Raw genomic sequence first — 20,062 nt, forward strand, 5'->3', positions numbered from 1 at the left:
TAACCACACTTCGGTGTGGTTATTTCGCCCCTTCGGAGAAGAGTCGTGAAGCGACCTGCAATCATCATGATTTGCCTGCTCTTGCAGGCGTGCTCAGCCACCACTAAAGGGCTGGGGAATTCGCTGTGGGACAGCATGTTTGGTACGCCTGGCGTCCATCTTACTGATGACGATATCCAGAACATGCCTTATGCCAGCCAGTACATGCAGTTAAACGATGGCCCGCAACTGTTTGTGGTGCTCGCTTTCGATGAAAACGGGCAGCAGAAATGGGTGACGCAGGATCAGGCCACCATCGTGATGCAGCATGGTCGCATCGTAAAAACGCTGCTCGGCGGCGACAACCTGCTTGAGGTCCACAACCTTGCGGCCGACCCGCTCATCAAGCCGAATCAGGTAACCGACGGCGCAAGCTGGACACGCACGATGGGCTGGACGGAACACAAACAGGTGCGCTACGCCACGGCACACTCTGTATTCCGCTGGGACGGTACGGACAGCGTAAGGGTCGGCAGCGATGAAACCCAGGTTCGCGTGCTGGATGAAGCGGTCACGACCGACCAGGCAAGCTGGCATAACCGCTACTGGGTGGATGAAGAAGGGCAGATACGCCAGTCACTACAGTACCTCGGCGCTAATTTCTTCCCGGTAAAAACCACTCTGATCAAGGCGGCGAAACCATGAAAATCCGCACTAGCATGGCGCTGATCCTGTGCCTTGCCGCGCCGCTGGCCTGGTCTGCGGGCACGGTGAAGGTTTACACGCCTGACAGCACACAACCCAAAACCTTAACCAATGCCGGGCATCTGCTTGATCTTGTCGGCCAGCCAAGGCTTGCAAACAGCTGGTGGCCCGGGGCTGTTATCAGCGAGCGTCAGGCAACGGTGCTGGCAGAACAAAAACAGCGCGCGTTGCTCGCAAGGCTTACCGGCCTTGCAGAACAGGAAGATGGCGATGACGCGGCGGCAATCAACAGCGTTCGCCAGCAGATGCAGACGCTGAAGATAACCGGCCGCCAGCAGATCAATCTCGACCCGGATGCGGTGAGAGTGGCAGAGAACGGCAACCCAACGCTCGAAGGGGGGTACACGCTCTGGCTTCCGGCTCAGCCTTCAACCATCACCGTGATGGGGCTTGTCAGCAGTCCGGGTAAAAAGCCCTTCACGCCAGGGCGCGATGTGGCGAGTTACCTTGACGAGCAGAGCGCGTTAAGCGGCGCGGATAACAGCTACGCCTGGGTAGTTTATCCCGACGGGCGCACGCAAAAAGTCCCTGTGGCCTACTGGAACAAACGCCATATCGAGCCCATGCCCGGCAGCGTGATTTTTGTCGGCTTTGCCGACCACTTCTGGACGAAGGCATATGACGGACTCAACGCCGATATCCTTCACACCCTGATGCAGCGGATACCGGATTAATGAAAAGAACTTATCTCTACAGCATGTTAGCGCTGTGCGTTAGCGCTGCCTGCCATGCAGAAACGTATCCGGCGCCTGTTGGTCCATCGCAATCGGACTTCGGCGGTGTCGGGTTAATGCAAACGCCCACGGCACGCATGGCGCGTGAAGGGGAACTGAGCCTTAACTATCGCGATAACGATCAGTACCGCTATTACTCTGCTTCTGTGCAGCTGTTTCCATGGCTTGAAACCACGCTGCGTTATACCGATGTGCGCACCAAAAAATACAGCAGCGTAGAGGCATTCTCCGGCGACCAGACATACAAAGATAAAGCTTTCGACGTCAAACTGCGCTTGTGGGAAGAGAGCTACTGGATGCCGCAAGTGTCCGTGGGGGCGCGGGATATCGGCGGTACGGGCCTGTTTGATGCGGAGTATATTGTTGCCAGCAAAGCCTGGGGCCCGTTTGATTTCTCGTTGGGTATGGGCTGGGGGTATCTCGGCACCAGCGGTAACGTGAAAAACCCGTTCTGCTCCTACAGCGACAAATATTGTTATCGCGACAACAGCTACCAGAAAGCCGGCTCCATCAACGGCGACCAGATGTTCCATGGCCCGGCCTCACTGTTTGGCGGCGTAGAATACCAGACGCCGTGGCAGCCATTACGCCTCAAGCTGGAGTACGAAGGGAATAACTACAGCGACGATTTCGCCGGGAAGATTGAGCAGAAGAGCAAGTTTAACGTCGGCGCCATTTACCGCGTCACCGATTGGGCCGACGTTAACCTCAGCTATGAGCGCGGTAACACCGTGATGTTTGGTTTCACCCTGCGCACCAACTTCAATGATATGCGGCCGCATTACAACGACAATGCACGGCCTGCGTATCAGCCCGAGCCGCAGGACGCCATTATTCAGCACTCCGTGGTGGCCAACCAGCTTACGCTGCTGAAATACAACGCGGGCCTGGCGGATCCGAAAATTCAGGTGAAAGGCGACACACTTTACGTCACCGGCGAGCAGGTGAAATACCGCGACTCGCGTGAAGGGAGCGAGCGCGCCAACCGGATAATCATGAACGATCTGCCGGACGGGATCCGCACGATCCGCGTCACGGAAAACCGCCTTAATTTACCGCAGGTGACCACGGAAACGGATGTGGCCAGCCTGAAACGCCATCTGGAAGGTGAACCGCTGGGCCATGAAACCGAGCTGGTGCAAAAACGCATTGAGCCTGTTGTGCCTGATACCACCGAGCAGGGCTGGTATATCGATAAATCGCGCTTTGATTTCCATATCGATCCGGTGCTGAGCCAGTCCGTCGGCGGGCCGGAAAACTTCTACATGTATCAGCTGGGTGTAATGGCCACGGCGGATCTGTGGGTTACTGACCATCTGCTGACCACTGGTAGTCTGTTTGGCAACATCGCCAACAACTACGACAAATTCAACTACACCAACCCGCCAAACGACTCGAAGCTGCCGCGCGTGCGTACACGCGTGCGTGAGTACGTGCAGAATAATGCCTATGTGAATAACCTCCAGGCGAACTACTTCCAGTACTTCGGCAACGGTTTCTACGGCCAGGTGTACGGTGGCTATCTGGAAACCATGTACGGCGGCGCGGGGGCAGAGGTGCTTTACCGTCCTGTTGACAGCAACTGGGCGTTTGGAGTGGATGCCAACTACGTGAAACAGCGTGACTGGCGCAGTGCGCAGGACATGATGAAGTTCACCGATTACAGCGTTAAAACTGGTCATCTGACAGCCTACTGGACGCCATCGTTCGCCCCGGATGTGCTGGTCAAAGCCAGCGTCGGGCAGTATCTGGCGGGGGATAAAGGCGGTACGCTGGATATCTCTAAACACTTCGACAGCGGTGTTGTGGTGGGCGGTTATGCCACTATCACCAACGTGTCACCGGATGAATACGGGGAAGGAGACTTCACCAAAGGGGTGTATGTATCGATTCCGCTGGATCTGTTCTCCACCAGTGCGACGCGCAGCCGCGCGGCAATCGGCTGGACGCCACTCACGCGTGACGGTGGCCAGCAGCTTGGGCGTAAGTTCCAGCTGTACGACATGACCAGCGATAAGAACATTAACTTCCGCTGATGTTTGTTTGCCCGGTGGCGCTGCGCTTACCGGGCCTACGATAGTGTTTTTTGTAGGCCGGGCAAACGCAGTGCCGCCCGGCAAGAATGCTCATGCGGACAAAACATAAACAAAAAATATAGATCTCCGTCACATTTTTGCGTTATACAGGAACCTCGCCCTGGAGAATGAGGTGCTGTATGACATCCCTGACTCGTCCGCGTGTTGAGTTTATCTCAACAATCCTCCAGACCGTGCTGAATCTCGGTCTGCTGAGCCTTGGTCTGATACTGGTCGTCTTTCTGGGAAAAGAAACGGTGCATCTGGCGGATGTGCTGTTCGCCCCTGAACAAACCAGCAAATATGCGCTGGTAGAAGGACTGGTGGTCTACTTTCTCTACTTTGAATTTATCGCCCTGATTGTGAAGTATTTTCAGTCAGGCTTTCACTTCCCGCTACGCTATTTTGTCTACATTGGGATCACGGCGATAGTGCGGCTGATCATCGTCGATCATAAATCTCCCCTGGATGTGCTGATCTATTCGGCGGCGATCCTGCTTTTGGTTATCACCCTCTGGCTGTGCAACTCTAAACGGCTGAAACGAGAATAAAAAAAGGGCGCTCCGAAGAGCGCCTAACAACAGTCACAAGTTGGGTCAATACAATACGTCAAAGTTGAGGGTTGCAGTGGCATAACACAATGAAACTTAACCTTTTACACCGCCCGCCGTCAGGCCGTTAACCAGCCAGCGCTGCGCCAGCAGGAACACCACGGTAATCGGGATGGCAGAGAGTACAGCTGCCGCAGCAAAGTCGCCCCACAGGTAGTTTTGCGGGTTGAGGTATTGCTGCATCCCTACCGCCAGGGTGTAGCTGTTCACATCGCGCAGTAACAGAGACGCGACCGGCACTTCGGTGATAGCGGCGATAAACGACAGGATAAACACCACCGCCAGGATAGGCACCGACAGTGGCAGCAGTACCAGACGGAACGCCTGCCATGGGGTTGCGCCATCCAGCGCCGCCGCTTCTTCCAGCGAGTTGTCGATGGTTTCGAAATACCCTTTGATGGTCCACACATGCAGTGCGATACCGCCAAGATAGGCGAAGATCACGCCGCCGTGCGTGTTCAGGCCGATAAACGGCACATACTGCCCAAGGCGGTCAAACAAGGCATACAAGGCGACCAGAGACAGTACCGCCGGGAACATCTGGAAAATCAACATCCCTTTCAGCAGTGTAGCTTTGCCCGGGAAGCGCATACGGGCGAAAGCATACGCACAGGTGGTTGAGAGCGTTACGATACCAATCGCGGTGATCCCGGCGATTTTTATCGAGTTCCACAGCCACAGCAGCACCGGGAACGGTGGCGGCGTGACGCGGCCATCCGCATGTTCCACGCTAAAGCCAAGCGCTAACTTCCAGTGTTCCCAGGAGATTTCATCCGGGATCAGGCTACCTGTCGCAAAGTTACCCGAGCGCAGGGAGATGGCGATGACCATCAGCAGCGGGAACATGATTGCTGCGATAAAAATCAGCAGGCCTAAATGCGTCGCGAAGAGGCGCAGCTTCTGAGATTTGGGTTGAACCATAGACATAATCAGTGCCCTCCTTAATCAAATTTCATTCGTGTAGCTTTCAGATTCACAATCGCCAGAGCGCCTACCAGCAGGAAGATCAGGGTGGCAATCGCCGCCGCCAGACCGAAGTCCTGACCACCGCCACCTTCGAAGGCGATACGGTAGGTGTAGCTCACGAGCAGGTCGGTATAGCCTGCGGGCGTTGTGGTGCCAAGACGGTCAGGGCCGCCGTTGGTCAACAGCTGAATCAGTACGAAGTTGTTAAAGTTAAAAGCAAAGCTTGCAATCATCAGCGGCGTCAGCGGTTTAATAAGCAGCGGCAGCGTGATTTTAAAGAAGTTCTGGAACGGGCCAGCGCCATCCATTGCCGAGGCTTCGTACAGGTCGTCCGGGATGGCTTTCAGCAGGCCCATGCACAGGATCATCATGTACGGATAACCAAGCCAGGTGTTCACGATGATAATCATCGAACGGGCCGTTGTCGGGTCGCTGAACCAGGCCGGTTTGATACCGAACAGTGCGCTCAGCATCATGTTGATTTCACCGAAGCTCTGGTTAAACAGCCCTTTGAAAATCAGAATCGAGATAAACGATGGTACGGCATACGGCAGGATAAGCAGCACGCGGTAAATCGCTTTGCCTTTCAGTGATTCCCACTGCACGAGACACGCCAGCACCATGCCCACGGCAACGGTCAGGATCACGGTCAGCACCGAGAAGACGACCGTCCAGACAAAGATGGCGAAGAAGGGTTTTTGAATGCCTTCATCGGTAAACACGCGGGCAAAGTTGTCCCAGCCGATGGTCACGGTATAGCCCGGGCTGAGTTTGTCATCACCCCATTTGCCATCGGCAGTGATGGACTGATAGAAACCAATGTCGTTGTTCGGGCGATATTTCACGCCGCTCTGGTTGTTAGTCAGCGTGCCGTCATTGGCCAGTGTGTAAAGCGGCTGAGTGCCGGAGAACTGGCGCAGTGAACTCATGGTCACTTTGCTTTCATCGGGCAGCATGGCAGTCAACTGGGTCAGTGCCAGGCGGTTCTGGGTAATGATTCGCAGGTTGGCGCGTTCACCTTCCGGCAGGGCGGCCTCTTTTAAGGCCAGCTTCTGTTCGCCGCCGAATTTGAACGTGTCGGAAACAAAGCTTTTACCGCTCTCTTCGTCAGTGAGTGCTAACTTCCACTCATCACCCGCAGGATACAAGCCGAAGTTGAAGGTCTTACCCGCCTGGTATGAGCGATCCAGAAGCACCTGCGTTGCGCGTTCTTGCGCCAACTGGTTGGTGCTGCTGTAGTTAGTAAAGGCGATAGCAATGGTACAAATCAGCGGGAACAGGACGAACAGCCCCATCCCGGCGACACCCGGATAAACGTAACGCCATGCATAGGCTTTACGATTAGCGAAAATATACAGGCCAGCAGAGCTTAAAATCAGCGTCACGATGGCGAACAGGTACTCCCCCTGTACGTACATTAAAACAATCAAGTAGCCCACCAGCAGGCATAACAGACCAATCACTGACCATTTCAGTGTGTCACTTTGCCACCAGTGTTTCTTTTTAATGACATCCATGGGGTTCTTCCTCTACAACGGTGAAAACTTATTGTCAGGTGGCGCTGCGCTTACCTGACCTACGGATCGTGCCGTAGTCGTAGGGCGGGTAAGCGCAAGCGCCACCCGCCGTTTTTCTGACTTACTTGGTGATACGGCCCTGAGCATCTTTCAGCGCAGCATCGACAGTCTGACGACCGCTTGCGGCGTTAATGACCGCAGTACGGGTGGCATACCAGAATGCGGCCATTTGTGGGATGTTCGGCATGATTTCGCCTTTCTGGGCGTTATCCATGGTGGCCGCGATACGTGGGTCTTTTGCTAAATGATCCTGGAAGGATTTCAGCGCAACAGCACCCAGCGGTTTGTCCTTGTTCACTTCATCCAGACCCTGATCGGTCAGCAGGTAGTTTTCCAGGAACTCTTTCGCCAGCTCTTTGTTCGGGCTGGCGGCGTTGATACCTGCGCTCAGCACGCCAACGAACGGTTTAGACGGCTTGCCTTTGAACGTTGGCAGCAGCGTTACGCCGTAGTTGATTTTGCTCTTGTCGATGTTGGTCCAGGCCCACGGACCGTTGATGGTCATCGCGGTTTCGCCTTTGTTGAACGCAGCTTCCGCGATGGAGTAATCGGTATCGGCGTTCATGTGTTTGTTCTTGATAAGGTCGACCAGGAAGGTCAGACCCGCTTTCGCGCCAGCGCTGTCCACGCCCACGTCTTTCACGTCATACTTGCCGTTTGCAAATTTGAACGCGTAACCACCGTCGGCGGCAATCAGCGGCCAGGTGAAGTACGGTTCTTGCAGGTTGAACATCAGCGCAGATTTACCTTTCGCCTTCAGCGCTTTATCCAGAGCAGGGATCTCTTCCCAGGTTTTCGGTGGGTTTGGCACCAGGTCTTTGTTGTAGATCAGAGAGAGGGCTTCAACCGCGATTGGGTAGGCGATCAGCTTGCCGTTATAGCGAACGGCATCCCAGGTGAACGGGAACAGTTTGTCCTGGAACGCTTTGTCTGGCGTAACTTCAGCCAGCAGGCCAGATTGTGCGTAACCGCCGAAACGGTCATGCGCCCAGAAGATGATGTCCGGGCCATCGCCCGTTGCAGCAACTTGTGGGAATTTCTCTTCCAGTTTATCCGGGTGTTCAATGGTGACTTTGATACCCGTGTCTTTCTCGAATTTTTTACCCACTTCGGCCAGGCCGTTATAGCCTTTATCGCCGTTAATCCAGATAACCAGCTTACCTTCTTCAATTTTGGCGAGAGCCGGTGCGGAAATCATCATTGCTGCCAGGGCGGACAATGCGAAAACGCGTGCGCCAGTCTTGATCTTCATATCTGCCATCCTTTTTTGGTGATGTGCTCGTGGATACACTGAGGTGGTTCAACGTGACTCAGTCTCCTTATTTGACATCCTCTTTCCATCCTCCTGAGCCCTACGCCCCACCCCCTGTTTGTGTGATCTCTGTTGCATAAATTTAAGTTATGAGTGCTGGCGCACATAAAAACACACTGAATTTTGCAGGCCGCTTCACGATTTTAGTATCAGCGCCCCAGACGCGGTCGCAGAGCCTGCTCTCTCATCCTCCCGTCTCCTCCCCCATAAAAAAGCCGGGGGTGGAGGATTCACGAAAGTTATGGATACCCCATAATGAACTTATCTTGAATGTTTCTGTCGGTGACAGGTTGTAACGAAGGGAGAAGGGCATGGCGAGCGTACAGCTGCGTAATGTAACGAAAGCCTGGGGCGACGTAGTGGTGTCGAAAGACATCAATCTGGACATCACCGAAGGTGAGTTTGTGGTGTTTGTTGGCCCATCAGGCTGCGGTAAATCTACTCTGCTGCGTATGATTGCCGGTCTTGAAACGATCACCAGTGGCGATTTGTTCATTGGTGAAACCCGTATGAACGACATCCCGCCTGCCGAACGTGGTGTAGGCATGGTGTTCCAGTCTTATGCACTTTATCCACACCTGTCCGTTGCCGAAAACATGTCATTTGGCCTGAAGCTGGCAGGGGCGAAAAAAGAGGTGATTAACCAGCGTGTGACTCAGGTCGCCGAAGTTTTACAGCTGGCTCACCTGCTGGAGCGTAAACCAAAAGCGCTCTCCGGTGGTCAGCGTCAACGTGTGGCAATTGGCCGTACGCTGGTGGCGGAACCGCGCGTGTTCCTGCTTGATGAACCTCTTTCTAACCTGGATGCCGCACTGCGCGTCCAGATGCGTATCGAAATTTCCCGTCTGCACAAGCGTCTTGGTCGCACCATGATTTACGTCACCCACGATCAGGTCGAAGCGATGACGCTGGCCGACAAGATTGTGGTGCTGGATGCCGGTCGTGTGGCGCAGGTGGGCAAACCGCTGGAGCTTTATCACTACCCGGCAGACCGCTTTGTTGCGGGCTTTATTGGCTCGCCAAAGATGAACTTCCTGCCGGTCAAAGTGACAGCCACCGCGATTGAACAGGTACAGGTGGAGCTGCCAAACCGCCAGCAAGTCTGGCTGCCCGTTGACAGCGCCAACGTACAGGTAGGGGCGAATATGTCCCTCGGAATTCGCCCTGAACATTTACTGCCGAGCCACATCGCTGATGTGACGCTGGAAGGTGAAGTTCAGGTTGTAGAACAGCTTGGTCACGAAACACAGATTCATATCCAGATCCCCGCCATCCGTCAGAACCTGGTTTACCGCCAGAATGACGTGGTGTTGGTAGAAGAGGGTGCCACATTCGCTATCGGCTTGCCGCCAGAGCGTTGCCATCTGTTCCGTGAGGATGGCACTGCATGTCGTCGGCTGCACAAAGAGCCAGGCGTTTAAGCAATCCCAATAAAAGACACGAAACCATCAGGTGAAGTGTTCAAAGAAAAGCAATGATCTCAGGAGATAGAATGATGATTACTCTGCGCAAACAAGTCCCTCTGGCGATCGCCATTGCGGCAGGCATCCTGTCTGCCCAGGCAGGAGCCGTAGACTTTAAAGGTTATGCTCGTTCCGGCATTGGCTGGACCGGGAGTGGCGGTGAACAACAATGTTTCCAGGCAACAGGTGCTCAAAGTAAATACCGTCTTGGTAACGAATGTGAAACGTATGCCGAGTTAAAACTGGGCCAGGAAGTATGGAAAGAAGGCGATAAGAGCTTCTATTTCGATACTAACGTAGCGTATTCCGTTTCTCAGCAGAACGACTGGGAATCCACCAGCCCGGCTTTCCGTGAAGCTAACGTGCAGGGTAAAAACCTCATCGACGCACTGCCAGGTTCTACCATCTGGGCAGGTAAGCGTTTCTATCAACGTCATGACGTCCACATGATCGACTTCTACTACTGGGATATTTCTGGTCCTGGTGCGGGTATCGAAAACATCGATCTGGGCTTCGGTAAACTTTCTCTGGCAGCGACCCGTTCTTCTGAATCGGGCGGTTCTGCGACCTTCGCTGACCGTGATGCACTGGGTAACCGTATTTATGACAACCTGGTACCGAACGATGTCTTCGACGTCCGTTTAGCACAGATGCAGGTCAACGAAGGCGGTACGCTGGAGTTCGGTGTTGACTACGGTCACACCAACATTCCAGACGACTACTACCTGCAACCTGGCGCGTCTAAAGACGGCTGGATGTTCACCGCTGAACATACCCAAAGTATGCTGAAGGGCTTCAACAAGTTCGTTCTGCAATACGCAACTGACTCTATGACCTCCAACGGTAAAGGCCGTCCTGAAGGTGGTAGCATCAACAACAACGGTGACATGTGGCGCGTGCTGGACCACGGTGCGATCTCTCTGGGCGACTCCTGGGACCTGATGTACGTGGGTATGTACCAGGACATCAACCTGGATAACAACAACGGTACCAAATGGTGGACCGTCGGTGTTCGTCCTATGTACAAATGGACGCCAATCATGAGCACCTTGCTGGAAGTTGGCTACGACAACGTCAAATCTCAGAAAACTGACGATACCAACAGCCAGTACAAAATCACCCTGGCACAACAATGGCAGGCAGGCGACAGCATCTGGTCCCGTCCGGCTATCCGTGTCTTCGCAACCTACGCGAAGTGGGATGAGAAATGGGGCTACGCGAACAGCGACTCCGGTACTGGTTATGATTCTGGCGTAGCGTACAGCGACACTTCCGCGAAAACCTTCAGCCGTGGCGACTCTGATGAGTGGACCTTCGGTGCCCAGATGGAAATCTGGTGGTAATACGTAAGACCTGACGTAATGACCTAAAAAGAGGGGCGAAAGCCCCTCTATCCTTAGGGTGCTGCGCGCTATTGCCTGGCCACCGCAGTGCTCACGCTATCAGAGGTAATAACAATGAAAATGAAGAAAAGTCTCGTCGCGCTGTGCCTCTCTGCGGGGCTGCTGGCAAGTGTACCGGCTATCACCTTTGCAGATGTGAATTTCGTTCCTCAGAATACCAGTGCTGCGCCAGCAATTCCGGCGGCGGCGCTCCAGCAACTCGCCTGGACCCCGGTTGATCAATCTAAAGTCCAGTCAACGCAGCTCTCTGCGGGCGGCCAACAGCTTAATGTTCCCGGCATTACTGGCCCGGTTGCCGCCTTTAGCGTACCGGCAAATATCGGTGAACTGACGCTGACCCTGACCAGTGAAGTGAGCAATCAAACCAGCGTATTTGCGCCTAACGTGCTGATCCTTGATCAGAATATGACGCCATCTGCCTTCTTCCCAAGCGAGTACTTTGGCTACCAGGAACCTGGCGTGATGAGCGCTGATCGCCTGGAAGGGAAAATGCGCCTGACGCCTGCGCTGGGTCAGCAGAAGATCTATGTGCTGGTCTTCACCACCGAGAAAGACTTGCAGCAGACCACCAAGCTTATCGACCCGGCTAAAGCCTATGCAAAAGGCACAGGTAACTCGGTACCGGATATCCCGGACCCGTTGGCGCGCCACGTAACCGATGGCCTGCTGAAGCTGAAAGTTTCAACAAACAATGCATCCAGCGTCCTGGTTGGCCCACTGTTTGGCTCCTCCGGCACCGGCCCTGTGACCGTGGGTAATACCGCCGCACCTGTTTATGCTGCTCCAGCCGCTGCGGCAGCTGCACCGGTTGCCGCTGCATCTCAGGCTCCGGCAAAACCATCCGAGCCGGTGCTCAACGATACCGAATCTTACTTTAACAACGCCATTAAGCAGGCTGTTAAGAAAGGCGATGTCGATAAAGCACTGAAGCTGCTTGATGAAGCTGAGCGTTTAGGTTCAACCACTGCCCGTTCCACCTTTATCAGCAGTGTAAAAGGCAAGGGGTAACCGTTTCCCCACAGTGCTGATTTGTTAGTTTTAGTGCGCCTGAGTGGGCGCACTTTTTTTTGTGTCGCCCGCGCTGTTGCGCTGTTGTTGCGATAGTGATCGCTAAATAACGTTTGGCCGCCCTCAATCCGTTTTTCTGCGATACAATGCCATTATGTTATGTATCGGAGAGTCTGGCATGTCACACCCTGCGCTAACGCAACTGCGTGCGCTGCGCTATTTCGACCAAATACCTGCGCTTGACCCGGAGCAGCTTGACTGGTTGCTGCTGGAAGATTCCATGACTAAACGTTTTGAGCAACAGGGCAAAACGGTCACCGTGACGCTGATTCAGGAAGGGTTTGTCACCCCTGAGGCGATTGCCAGTGAGTTGCCGCTGCTGCCAAAAGAAGAACGCTACTGGTTACGTGAGATTTTACTTTGTGCAGATGGCGAGCCGTGGCTTGCCGGGCGGACGGTTGTGCCTGAATCCACCTTGTCCGGGCCGGAATTAGCGCTGCAACAACTGGGGAAAACGCCGCTGGGGCGATATCTTTTCACCTCCTCCGAACTTACCCGTGATTTTATTGAGATTGGCCGCGATGCCGATCTGTGGGGGCGCCGTTCCCGCCTTCGCCTGAGCGGTAAACCGTTAATGCTGACGGAGCTTTTTTTACCGGCATCGCCGTTGTACTGAGAGGAAGAAAAAATGGAGTGGAGTCTGAAGCAGAACAAGCTGCTGGCCTATCACCGCTTAATGCGTACTGATAAACCCATCGGCGCGTTGCTGCTGCTGTGGCCTACCCTGTGGGCGCTGTGGGTTGCGACCCCCGGTTTGCCGCCACTGTGGATCCTGGCGGTGTTTGTCGCTGGAGTCTGGCTGATGCGTGCGGCAGGCTGCGTGGTAAACGACTACGCGGACCGTAAATTCGACGGCCACGTGAAACGTACCGCCAACCGCCCGCTACCAAGCGGTCAGGTCACGGAAAAAGAAGCGCGCACGCTGTTTATCGTGCTGGTGGTGCTCTCCTTTTTACTGGTGTTAACCCTCAACACCATGACCATCCTGCTTTCTGTCGCGGCACTGGCGCTGGCCTGGGTGTATCCGTTTATGAAGCGCTATACCCATCTGCCGCAGGTGGTGCTGGGTGCTGCGTTTGGCTGGTCGATTCCGATGGCGTTTGCGGCGGTCAGCGAAACCGTACCGCTCAGCTGTTGGCTGATGTTCCTGGCTAATATCCTGTGGGCCGTGGCGTACGATACCCAGTATGCAATGGTCGACCGCGACGATGACCTGAAAATTGGGATCAAATCGACGGCGATCCTGTTTGGCCGCCAGGACAAGCTGATTATCGGGATTTTGCAGGTAGCGGTACTGGCGCTGATGGTGGCGATTGGTCGCCTGAACGAGCTGAACTGGGAATTTTACTGGTCAGTGCTGATTGCCGGGATGCTGTTTGTATATCAGCAAAAGCTGATCGCGAAGCGCGAGCGTGAAGCCTGCTTTAAAGCGTTTCTGAACAATAACTACGTGGGCCTGGTGCTGTTTTTAGGGCTGGCGATGAGTTATTTTTCATAATAAAAAAGCAGCCAGATTGAAGTGAACCCCGAAAGTTGGACATCCAACGATTAGGGGTTTTGCGTTTCAATGGGCAGAAAAAAATACTCACCTGAATTCAAGCAGCAAGTCGTACTCCACTATCTGTTCAGCAGTGATGGTGCAAAGAAAACAGCGCGGTTGTTCGGCGTTGATCACGGAGCGGTCAGACGCTGGACTGAGCACTGGAAAGTGAATGGGATGGACAGTTTTACCATTCCTACCAGGGCTTACTCTGCCGAGTTTAAAGAGTCTGTCGTGCTCTGGATGCAGCAACACAACAAATCATCCCGGAAAGCTGCGGCGGAGTTTCGTATTGCAGCCGCTTGTACTGTCAGCAAATGGGAGCGTCTTTACCGTACTGGCGGTATCATTGCCCTACAGGATAAACCCAGAGGACGCCAGATGAAGTCAGGGAAGAACGAAACTTCAGATAAAGAACTTAATAATCCCCGTCCAGCGTTCCAGAACGCTGAGGAAGAACTTGAATACCTGCGTGTTGAGAATGCCTACCTAAAAAAGCTTCAGGCCTTGATTCGGGAAAAGCAGAAGACAAAGCAAAAATAATTACCGAATTGAGGCGAAACCATAACCTGAGAATGCTGCTTCATATAGCAGGATTACCTCGCAGCACGTACTACTGGCATGTCAAAGCAGATAGCCGTGGAGAGCGCTATGAGGGCGAACAGCAAAGAATAGCCGCACTGTTCCACTATCATAAAGGACGATATGGTTACCGGCGCATTACCCTGGCGTTGCGTAATGAAGGCTATGGCATTAATCATAAAACAGTACGGAAACTGATGCGCAAGATGGGGCTGGCCTCATGCCTGAGAAGCAAAAAGTATCAGTCATACAAAGGCACCTACGGTAAAGTAGCGCCAAATACCCTTGCACGTGATTTTAAGGCCAGCAGTCCAAACCAGAAATGGGTCACGGATGTGACAGAGTTCAACGTAAAAGGGACAAAGCTGTATCTGTCACCAGTGCTTGATCTGTATAACAGCGAGATAATAGCCTGGAATATGACGACGCATCCGGGAATGAATCTGGTCGAAAACATGCTCAGCAAAGCCGTCAAGAGGCTGAAACCGGGTGACAGACCGGTACTGCACTCTGATCAGGGTTGGCAGTATCAGATGGCACGGTATCAGGAGAAACTTAAAGCTAAAGGCATAGAACAAAGCATGTCGCGCAAAGGGAACTGTCTGGACAATGCAGTGATAGAAAATTTTTTTGGTCTGCTGAAAACAGAATGTTGGTACCACGAAGAGTTTGAAAATACAGACCATCTACGAAAAACGGTGGAAGAGTATATCCACTACTACAACAACGAACGAATCAAGCTAAAACTAAACGGCCTGAGTCCGGTACAATACCGAACCCAGGCCATGTCAGCCGCCAGTTAAGAACGTGTCCAATATATGGGGTTCACTTCAAGATGGCTGCTTTTTTATTTTCACCCTCTCCCTGTGGGAGAGGGCCGGGGTGAGGGCATCAGGCCGCGATTAACATCATTCGTCCTGCGTCGCGCTCTCAATCGTTAAACGCACATCAGACGTAATCAGATCAGCCAGCATCTGGTAAACCTTCAGCGTCTCTTCTGGCTCGGCATCGCCGGTATCACTGATAAACCCTTCATCACGCAGCGTCAGCACTAAAGAGCTGAATACCGCTTTGTCGAAGAATTCTGGCGCGTTAATGCCGTGCAGTACCGACAGGCGCTGTGCCAGCGTGCGGCTCTCTTTCTCAAGCGTGCCGCGGTTGATGGATGGGTTAGCACTCAACAACCAGAACGTAATGGCATAGCGTTGCAGGGTTTCACGCGCGCCAGCCGCCAGCAGTTGCAGGGTGCGGGAGCGAGATGGGTTGATATGCAGCTCGTCATTATTGACGGTGATAAGCCCCTGACGACGCAGCTCTTCGGTCAATTTATCCAGCTCTGCCGCCAGCTCGGTTTTACTCCAGCGCAGGAACAGCTCGGCTTTCAACATCGGATACAGCGCGTCGACATGACGCAGCAGGTCCTGACGAGAAATACGACGATGCTGGGTAATAATGGCGGCCATCAGCGAAGGCAGCATCAGCATATGCGCGATGTTGTTACGATAGTAAGTCATCAGCACCGCCTGCTCGCGCGGCAGAATGATGATGTCGCCAATCGTATCTTTCTCAACTTCGAACTTATTCATCTGCAAGGCATGATCGATAAGCTCGCTGGCGGTTGCGGCAGGCGCCGTCGAGTCCACTGAGTACGGAACATTCCGCATAATGTCCAGATAGCAATCGAGCTGCTCGGTAAGCTGTTCACGGGTCAGTGAACGCTGACGCGATGCCAGCAGCGCAGTACAGCACAGGTTCATGGCGTTGGCCGCACCTGCGTTGTTAATACGCACCATCAGCTCGGCGGCAATGCCGTTCACCGTTGGCGTCAGCCATGCAGGGCGTATCGCTTCGATAGGGTCGATAGACTCGCGCCATTCCGGGACATGGTGGTTAAGGTAGTTCATCAGCGGCATTGGCTCGCCGAAGTTCACGTAGCCCTGACCCAGATTACGCAGCTTGCTCAGACCACGCAGCATCTGTGGCAGGCTCTCTTTCTCTTTGGTCGCACCGCGCAGCTCTTTGGCGTACGTTCCCACTTCCATCACGTGCTCGTAACCGATGTAAATCGGCACCAGCGTAATTGGGCGGGTACCGCCGCGCAACATGGCCTGGATAGTCATCGACAGCGTGCCGGTTTTCGGATCAAGCAGGCGGCCAGTACGGGAACGCCCACCTTCCACGAAATACTCAACGGAATAACCACGGCTGAACAGCTCGCCCAGATATTCGCGGAATACGGTGGAATAGAGCTTGTTACCTTTGAAGGTACGACGAATAAAGAAGGCACCAAGGCGGCGGAAAATCGGCCCTGCTGGCCAGAAGTTCAGGTTAATACCGGCCGCGATGTGCGGTGGCACCAGACCCTGATGATAAAGCACGTAGGAAAGCAGCAGGTAGTCCATGTGGCTGCGGTGGCAGGGCACATAGACAATTTCGTGGCCGTCATGTGCCAGCTGGCGCACGCGCTCGGCGTTGTGGACGTTGATCCCCTGATAGAGGCGGTTCCACGTAAAGCTCAGAATACGATCGGACAGGCGAATCATCTCGTAGGAGAAGTTCGCGGCGATCTCTTCCATCAATGCGATGGCGTTCTGCTGTGCTTTCTCATGCGAAATCTTCTTGCTGCGCGCTTCGTCTTCCACGGCGCGGGCAATGGCTTTAGACGCCAGCAATTTATTGAACAGGTCCTGACGCGCCGGGAGGCGCGGCCCTACGGCTGCAAGACGCTGGCGCGCAAAGTGCATACGTGCCACGCGAGCCAGTTTTTGCGCGATGATTTTATCCGTACCGTGTTCATCTGCCATACGGCGCAGCGACACAGAAGGAGAGAAACGCACGAAGCTATCGCGACCAAGCCAGGACACCGCGAAGAATTTCTGGATACCGTTGAGCATCCGCAGCGGTGGGTTTTCTTCCCCTTTTTCGCGACCTGGGCGACGACCAAACATCACCGATACCGGCACCATCTGCACATCCAAATCAGGATTGCTGCGGTGTAGATCGAGGTAGTCGTGGAACAGCTTGATGGACTCTTCTTTTGGCGTGTAATAGGTAAACACACGCGGCCCGCCGTGAATGAACACGTAGCGCGGCAGCAGAGTACCGTCGATCTCCAGTGGTTCAAGCGGATCGGGTAAATCATGCGCCAGACACTGGGCGCGGAGCGTGAGCAAGTCTGCCTTCGAGTTGTAAGGCAAAACATACATAATAGGGCGAGAGGTATCGAGCCCTAATTCCAGCGCGGGTTCTGCTGGGATAGACTTGCTTTTTACCAGAACGGTTAATGGTAAATTAAGTAATTTGTAGTAAATTCGTGGCCAGCCGGACATAAACGATGTAAAGCCTCTGGTTAATAATGCAATTGCGGCGCAAGGATAACAGAAAGCGCGCAAAATTTCTGTTGTTACCCGTCATACTTCAGGCGGCAGTAAACGCACTGCGTCTATAGTTACTGACGCTATTTCTAATAAAAGGTTCTTTTAATGGCCAATAATACCACTGGGTTAACCCGAATCATCAAAGCTGCCGGCTATTCATGGAAAGGTTTCCGTGCCGCGTGGATCAATGAAGCCGCTTTTCGTCAGGAAGGCGTTGCCGCAATCGTTGCGGTAATCATTGCCTGTTTCCTTGATGTTGATGCCATAACGCGCGTTCTTCTTATTGGTTCTGTGCTTCTGGTGATGATAGTGGAAATTCTCAATAGCGCTATTGAGGCGGTAGTTGATCGTATTGGCTCTGATTTCCATGAGCTCTCTGGTCGTGCAAAAGATATGGGGTCTGCCGCCGTGTTGCTGGCGATTATCACTGCGGTTATCACCTGGGTCACGCTGCTTTGGTCGCATTTCCGATGAGCCTCGAGGAATAATTAAGTCCCTGGTTTTTTGTGCAGTTTTTGGTTCCAAAATCACCTTTGACTGTATATACTCACAGCATAACTGTATATACACCCAGGGGGCGGAATGAAAGCGTTAACGACCAGGCAGCAAGAGGTGTTTGATCTCATCCGGGATCATATCGGCCAGACAGGAATGCCACCTACGCGTGCGGAAATCGCGCAGCGTCTGGGTTTCCGTTCTCCAAATGCTGCCGAGGAACACCTTAAAGCGCTGGCGCGTAAAGGCGTGATTGAGATTGTTTCTGGCGCTTCACGCGGCATCCGTCTGCTGGTAGAAGAAGAGACGGGCATTCCGCTGGTTGGCCGTGTCGCGGCAGGTGAACCTTTGCTCGCACAACAGCATATTGAAGGTCACTATCAGGTCGATCCTGGCATGTTCAAACCGAGTGCAGATTTCCTGCTGCGCGTTAGCGGCATGTCCATGAAAGATATCGGTATTCTCGATGGCGATCTGCTGGCGGTTCATAAGACTCAGGATGTGCGCAACGGCCAGGTGGTGGTGGCGCGTATTGATGACGAAGTTACCGTTAAGCGCCTGAAAAAACAGGGAAATACTGTGCAACTGCTGCCGGAAAACAGCGAATTCTCCCCAATCGTGGTGGATCTTCGCGAACATAACTTCTCCATTGAAGGTCTGGCGGTTGGCGTCATCCGCAACGGAGAATGGCTGTAATCTCCCCCTGACAGGCTACGGAGCCTCCGTAGCCTGATTCATTTCCCACTCCCGGTATTTTTCATGTCACTGCTGACTGCTTCCGATAAGGCATTGTGGCGTCTTGCACTGCCGATGATTTTTTCCAATATCACCGTTCCGCTGTTGGGGCTGGTCGATACGGCGGTTATTGGTCATCTGGATTCACCGGTGTATCTGGGTGGCGTGGCGATTGGCGCAACGGCAACCAGCTTCCTCTTTATGCTGCTGCTTTTTTTACGCATGAGCACCACCGGGTTAACGGCACAGGCGTTTGGCGCAAAAGATCCCCTGCGTCTGGCGCGTGCGCTGGTACAGCCGTTAATTCTGGCGCTGGGTGCGGGTGTACTTATCGTTCTGCTGCGTACACCACTGATTGAGCTGGCATTACACATTGTAGGTGGCAGTGAAGCGGTGCTGGAGCAGGCACGGCTTTTCCTTGATATTCGCTGGCTAAGCGCACCGGCATCTCTGGCGAATCTGGTTCTGCTGGGCTGGTTGCTGGGCGTTCAGTATGCCCGTGCTCCCGTTATCCTGCTGGTTGTCGGGAACGTCCTGAACATAGTGCTCGACCTCTGGCTGGTTATGGGGTTGCACATGAATGTGCAGGGCGCGGCGCTGGCAACGGCTATTGCCGAGTACGGCACGCTGATTATCGGGTTGTGGATGGTCTGGCGTGTTCTGGTTATGCGGGGCATAACACCTGCACTGCTGAAGGCTGCCTGGCGCGGCAATATCCGCAAGCTGCTGGCGCTTAACCGCGACATCATGCTGCGCTCGCTTTTGCTGCAACTGTGCTTTGGCACTCTGACGGTCTTTGGCGCGCGGCTTGGCCCGGAAATCGTTGCTGTCAACGCGGTGTTAATGACGCTGCTGACCTTTACCGCCTATGCCCTCGACGGCTTTGCCTACGCGGTAGAAGCCCATTCCGGGCAAGCGTATGGCGCGCGCGAAAGCGGGCAATTACATGATGTCTGGCGTGCTGCATGTCGTCAGGCTGGACTGGTGGCGCTGGCATTTGCACTCATCTACGCCTGCTTTGGTGAGTATATTGTTGCGCTGCTCACGTCATTACCTGCACTGCGTGAGCTGGCAAGCCACTACATCATCTGGCAGGTGATCTTACCGGTTGTGGGCGTCTGGTGTTATTTACTCGACGGGATGTTCATTGGCGCAACGCGTGGCGCGGAAATGCGTAACAGCATGGCGGTCGCGGTGGGTGGGTTTGGTTTAACGCTGCTCACGGTGCCGTATCTGGGGAATCATGGGTTATGGCTGGCCCTCGCGGTCTTTCTTCTTCTTCGTGGCCTCTCGCTGGCGTTTATCTGGCGTCGTCACTGGAAAAATAATACCTGGCTTTCATCTCGTCACGACATCTCCTGATGGTAAAAGATTCTGAAT

17 protein-coding genes are annotated in these 20,062 nt (G+C 53.9%); 13 read left to right on the forward strand and 4 right to left on the reverse strand.

Annotated elements, in window-relative coordinates:
- The first annotated feature begins 45 nt into the window (after positions 1 to 45).
- The 4 genes from HV107_RS11435 to psiE all read left to right on the forward strand — a co-directional run bounded on the left by HV107_RS11435 (position 46) and on the right by psiE (position 4,104).
- A complete protein-coding gene (locus tag HV107_RS11435) occupies positions 46 to 684 on the forward strand; it encodes a YjbF family lipoprotein (RefSeq protein WP_182063279.1) in 639 nt (212 codons plus the stop codon).
- On the forward strand, positions 681 to 1,418 hold the full coding sequence (locus HV107_RS11440) for a capsule biosynthesis GfcC D2 domain-containing protein (RefSeq protein ID WP_182063280.1): 738 nt from the start codon (positions 681 to 683) through the stop codon (positions 1,416 to 1,418). Before HV107_RS11435 ends, HV107_RS11440 begins: the two co-directional genes overlap by 4 nt.
- Positions 1,418 to 3,514, forward strand: a complete 2,097-nt coding sequence (locus tag HV107_RS11445; RefSeq protein ID WP_182063281.1) for a YjbH domain-containing protein — start codon at positions 1,418 to 1,420, stop codon at positions 3,512 to 3,514. Before HV107_RS11440 ends, HV107_RS11445 begins: the two co-directional genes overlap by 1 nt.
- 179 nt (positions 3,515 to 3,693) lie before the next feature.
- Positions 3,694 to 4,104 (forward strand): phosphate-starvation-inducible protein PsiE, encoded by a 411-nt coding sequence (gene psiE / locus HV107_RS11450; protein ID WP_000202963.1) that lies wholly within the window; start codon positions 3,694 to 3,696, stop codon positions 4,102 to 4,104.
- Positions 4,105 to 4,200: 96 nt separating this feature from the next.
- Here psiE and malG read toward each other — a convergent pair whose 3' ends face one another.
- The 3 genes from malG to malE form a co-directional block, all read right to left on the reverse strand.
- On the reverse strand, positions 4,201 to 5,091 hold the full coding sequence (gene malG, locus HV107_RS11455) for a maltose ABC transporter permease MalG (RefSeq protein ID WP_182063282.1): 891 nt from the start codon (positions 5,089 to 5,091) through the stop codon (positions 4,201 to 4,203).
- 14 nt (positions 5,092 to 5,105) lie between these two features.
- Positions 5,106 to 6,647: a maltose ABC transporter permease MalF gene (gene malF, locus HV107_RS11460; protein ID WP_182063283.1), complete on the reverse strand. Its 1,542-nt coding sequence runs from the start codon at positions 6,645 to 6,647 to the stop codon at positions 5,106 to 5,108.
- A gap of 121 nt (positions 6,648 to 6,768) precedes the next feature.
- Entirely contained in the window at positions 6,769 to 7,959 is a 1,191-nt protein-coding gene (malE, locus tag HV107_RS11465) for a maltose/maltodextrin ABC transporter substrate-binding protein MalE (protein WP_182063284.1), read from the reverse strand.
- 371 nt (positions 7,960 to 8,330) lie between these two features.
- On the opposite strand from malE, the gene malK reads away from it, so the two are divergent.
- The 6 genes from malK to HV107_RS11495 all read left to right on the forward strand — a co-directional run bounded on the left by malK (position 8,331) and on the right by HV107_RS11495 (position 14,878).
- A complete protein-coding gene (gene malK / locus HV107_RS11470) occupies positions 8,331 to 9,440 on the forward strand; it encodes a maltose/maltodextrin ABC transporter ATP-binding protein MalK (RefSeq protein WP_182063285.1) in 1,110 nt (369 codons plus the stop codon).
- Between the two features lie 71 nt (positions 9,441 to 9,511).
- A complete protein-coding gene (locus HV107_RS11475) occupies positions 9,512 to 10,825 on the forward strand; it encodes a maltoporin (protein WP_182063286.1) in 1,314 nt (437 codons plus the stop codon).
- A gap of 114 nt (positions 10,826 to 10,939) precedes the next feature.
- Positions 10,940 to 11,893 carry a maltose operon protein MalM gene (gene malM / locus HV107_RS11480; RefSeq protein WP_182063287.1) on the forward strand — a complete coding sequence of 318 codons (954 nt, stop codon included), beginning with the start codon at positions 10,940 to 10,942 and terminating at the stop codon, positions 11,891 to 11,893.
- Between the two features lie 178 nt (positions 11,894 to 12,071).
- Positions 12,072 to 12,569: a chorismate lyase gene (ubiC, locus tag HV107_RS11485; protein WP_182063288.1), complete on the forward strand. Its 498-nt coding sequence runs from the start codon at positions 12,072 to 12,074 to the stop codon at positions 12,567 to 12,569.
- 12 nt (positions 12,570 to 12,581) lie between these two features.
- The gene (gene ubiA / locus HV107_RS11490) at positions 12,582 to 13,451 is read left to right on the forward strand and encodes a 4-hydroxybenzoate octaprenyltransferase (protein ID WP_182063289.1); all 870 of its coding nucleotides are present in this window, start codon (positions 12,582 to 12,584) and stop codon (positions 13,449 to 13,451) included.
- Positions 13,452 to 13,520: 69 nt separating this feature from the next.
- Positions 13,521 to 14,878, forward strand: a protein-coding gene (locus tag HV107_RS11495) for an IS3 family transposase (RefSeq protein WP_105318584.1) whose coding sequence is annotated in 2 segments (ribosomal slippage) — positions 13,521 to 13,983 and positions 13,983 to 14,878 — 1,359 coding nt in all. Because the reading frame shifts where the segments join, the coding sequence is not laid out codon by codon here.
- A 105-nt stretch (positions 14,879 to 14,983) separates the two neighbouring features.
- On the opposite strand, the gene plsB is transcribed toward HV107_RS11495, so the two are convergent.
- Complete coding sequence (plsB, locus tag HV107_RS11500) at positions 14,984 to 17,404, reverse strand: glycerol-3-phosphate 1-O-acyltransferase PlsB (protein WP_182063290.1); 2,421 nt, start codon at positions 17,402 to 17,404, stop codon at positions 14,984 to 14,986.
- A 153-nt stretch (positions 17,405 to 17,557) separates the two neighbouring features.
- Here plsB and HV107_RS11505 point away from each other — a divergent pair, with 153 nt between their 5' ends.
- From HV107_RS11505 to dinF, 3 genes are all read left to right on the forward strand, one after another.
- Positions 17,558 to 17,926 carry a diacylglycerol kinase gene (locus tag HV107_RS11505; RefSeq protein ID WP_014068500.1) on the forward strand — a complete coding sequence of 123 codons (369 nt, stop codon included), beginning with the start codon at positions 17,558 to 17,560 and terminating at the stop codon, positions 17,924 to 17,926.
- A 108-nt stretch (positions 17,927 to 18,034) separates the two neighbouring features.
- Positions 18,035 to 18,643 carry a transcriptional repressor LexA gene (lexA, locus tag HV107_RS11510; RefSeq protein ID WP_182063291.1) on the forward strand — a complete coding sequence of 203 codons (609 nt, stop codon included), beginning with the start codon at positions 18,035 to 18,037 and terminating at the stop codon, positions 18,641 to 18,643.
- Positions 18,644 to 18,706: 63 nt separating this feature from the next.
- Positions 18,707 to 20,044 (forward strand): MATE family efflux transporter DinF, encoded by a 1,338-nt coding sequence (dinF, locus tag HV107_RS11515; protein ID WP_182063292.1) that lies wholly within the window; start codon positions 18,707 to 18,709, stop codon positions 20,042 to 20,044.
- The last annotated feature ends 18 nt before the right edge of the window (positions 20,045 to 20,062 follow it).

It is taken from the genome of Enterobacter sp. RHBSTW-00175, from assembly GCF_013927005.1.
GTDB lineage: Bacteria > Pseudomonadota > Gammaproteobacteria > Enterobacterales > Enterobacteriaceae > Enterobacter.

Bases quoted from the DNA above. Each gene is read 5' to 3' on its own strand.
- dinF (WP_182063292.1), top strand. From the start codon at position 18,707: ATGTCACTGCTGACTGCTTCCGATAAGGCATTGTGGCGTCTTGCACTG.
- HV107_RS11475 (WP_182063286.1), top strand. From the start codon at position 9,512: ATGATGATTACTCTGCGCAAACAAGTCCCTCTGGCGATCGCCATTGCG.
- malK (WP_182063285.1), top strand. From the start codon at position 8,331: ATGGCGAGCGTACAGCTGCGTAATGTAACGAAAGCCTGGGGCGACGTA.
- HV107_RS11440 (WP_182063280.1), top strand. From the start codon at position 681: ATGAAAATCCGCACTAGCATGGCGCTGATCCTGTGCCTTGCCGCGCCG.
- malG (WP_182063282.1), bottom strand. From the start codon at position 5,091: ATGTCTATGGTTCAACCCAAATCTCAGAAGCTGCGCCTCTTCGCGACG.
- lexA (WP_182063291.1), top strand. From the start codon at position 18,035: ATGAAAGCGTTAACGACCAGGCAGCAAGAGGTGTTTGATCTCATCCGG.
- psiE (WP_000202963.1), top strand. From the start codon at position 3,694: ATGACATCCCTGACTCGTCCGCGTGTTGAGTTTATCTCAACAATCCTC.
- ubiC (WP_182063288.1), top strand. From the start codon at position 12,072: ATGTCACACCCTGCGCTAACGCAACTGCGTGCGCTGCGCTATTTCGAC.
- malM (WP_182063287.1), top strand. From the start codon at position 10,940: ATGAAAATGAAGAAAAGTCTCGTCGCGCTGTGCCTCTCTGCGGGGCTG.
- ubiA (WP_182063289.1), top strand. From the start codon at position 12,582: ATGGAGTGGAGTCTGAAGCAGAACAAGCTGCTGGCCTATCACCGCTTA.
- plsB (WP_182063290.1), bottom strand. From the start codon at position 17,404: ATGTCCGGCTGGCCACGAATTTACTACAAATTACTTAATTTACCATTA.
- HV107_RS11445 (WP_182063281.1), top strand. From the start codon at position 1,418: ATGAAAAGAACTTATCTCTACAGCATGTTAGCGCTGTGCGTTAGCGCT.
- malF (WP_182063283.1), bottom strand. From the start codon at position 6,647: ATGGATGTCATTAAAAAGAAACACTGGTGGCAAAGTGACACACTGAAA.
- HV107_RS11505 (WP_014068500.1), top strand. From the start codon at position 17,558: ATGGCCAATAATACCACTGGGTTAACCCGAATCATCAAAGCTGCCGGC.
- malE (WP_182063284.1), bottom strand. From the start codon at position 7,959: ATGAAGATCAAGACTGGCGCACGCGTTTTCGCATTGTCCGCCCTGGCA.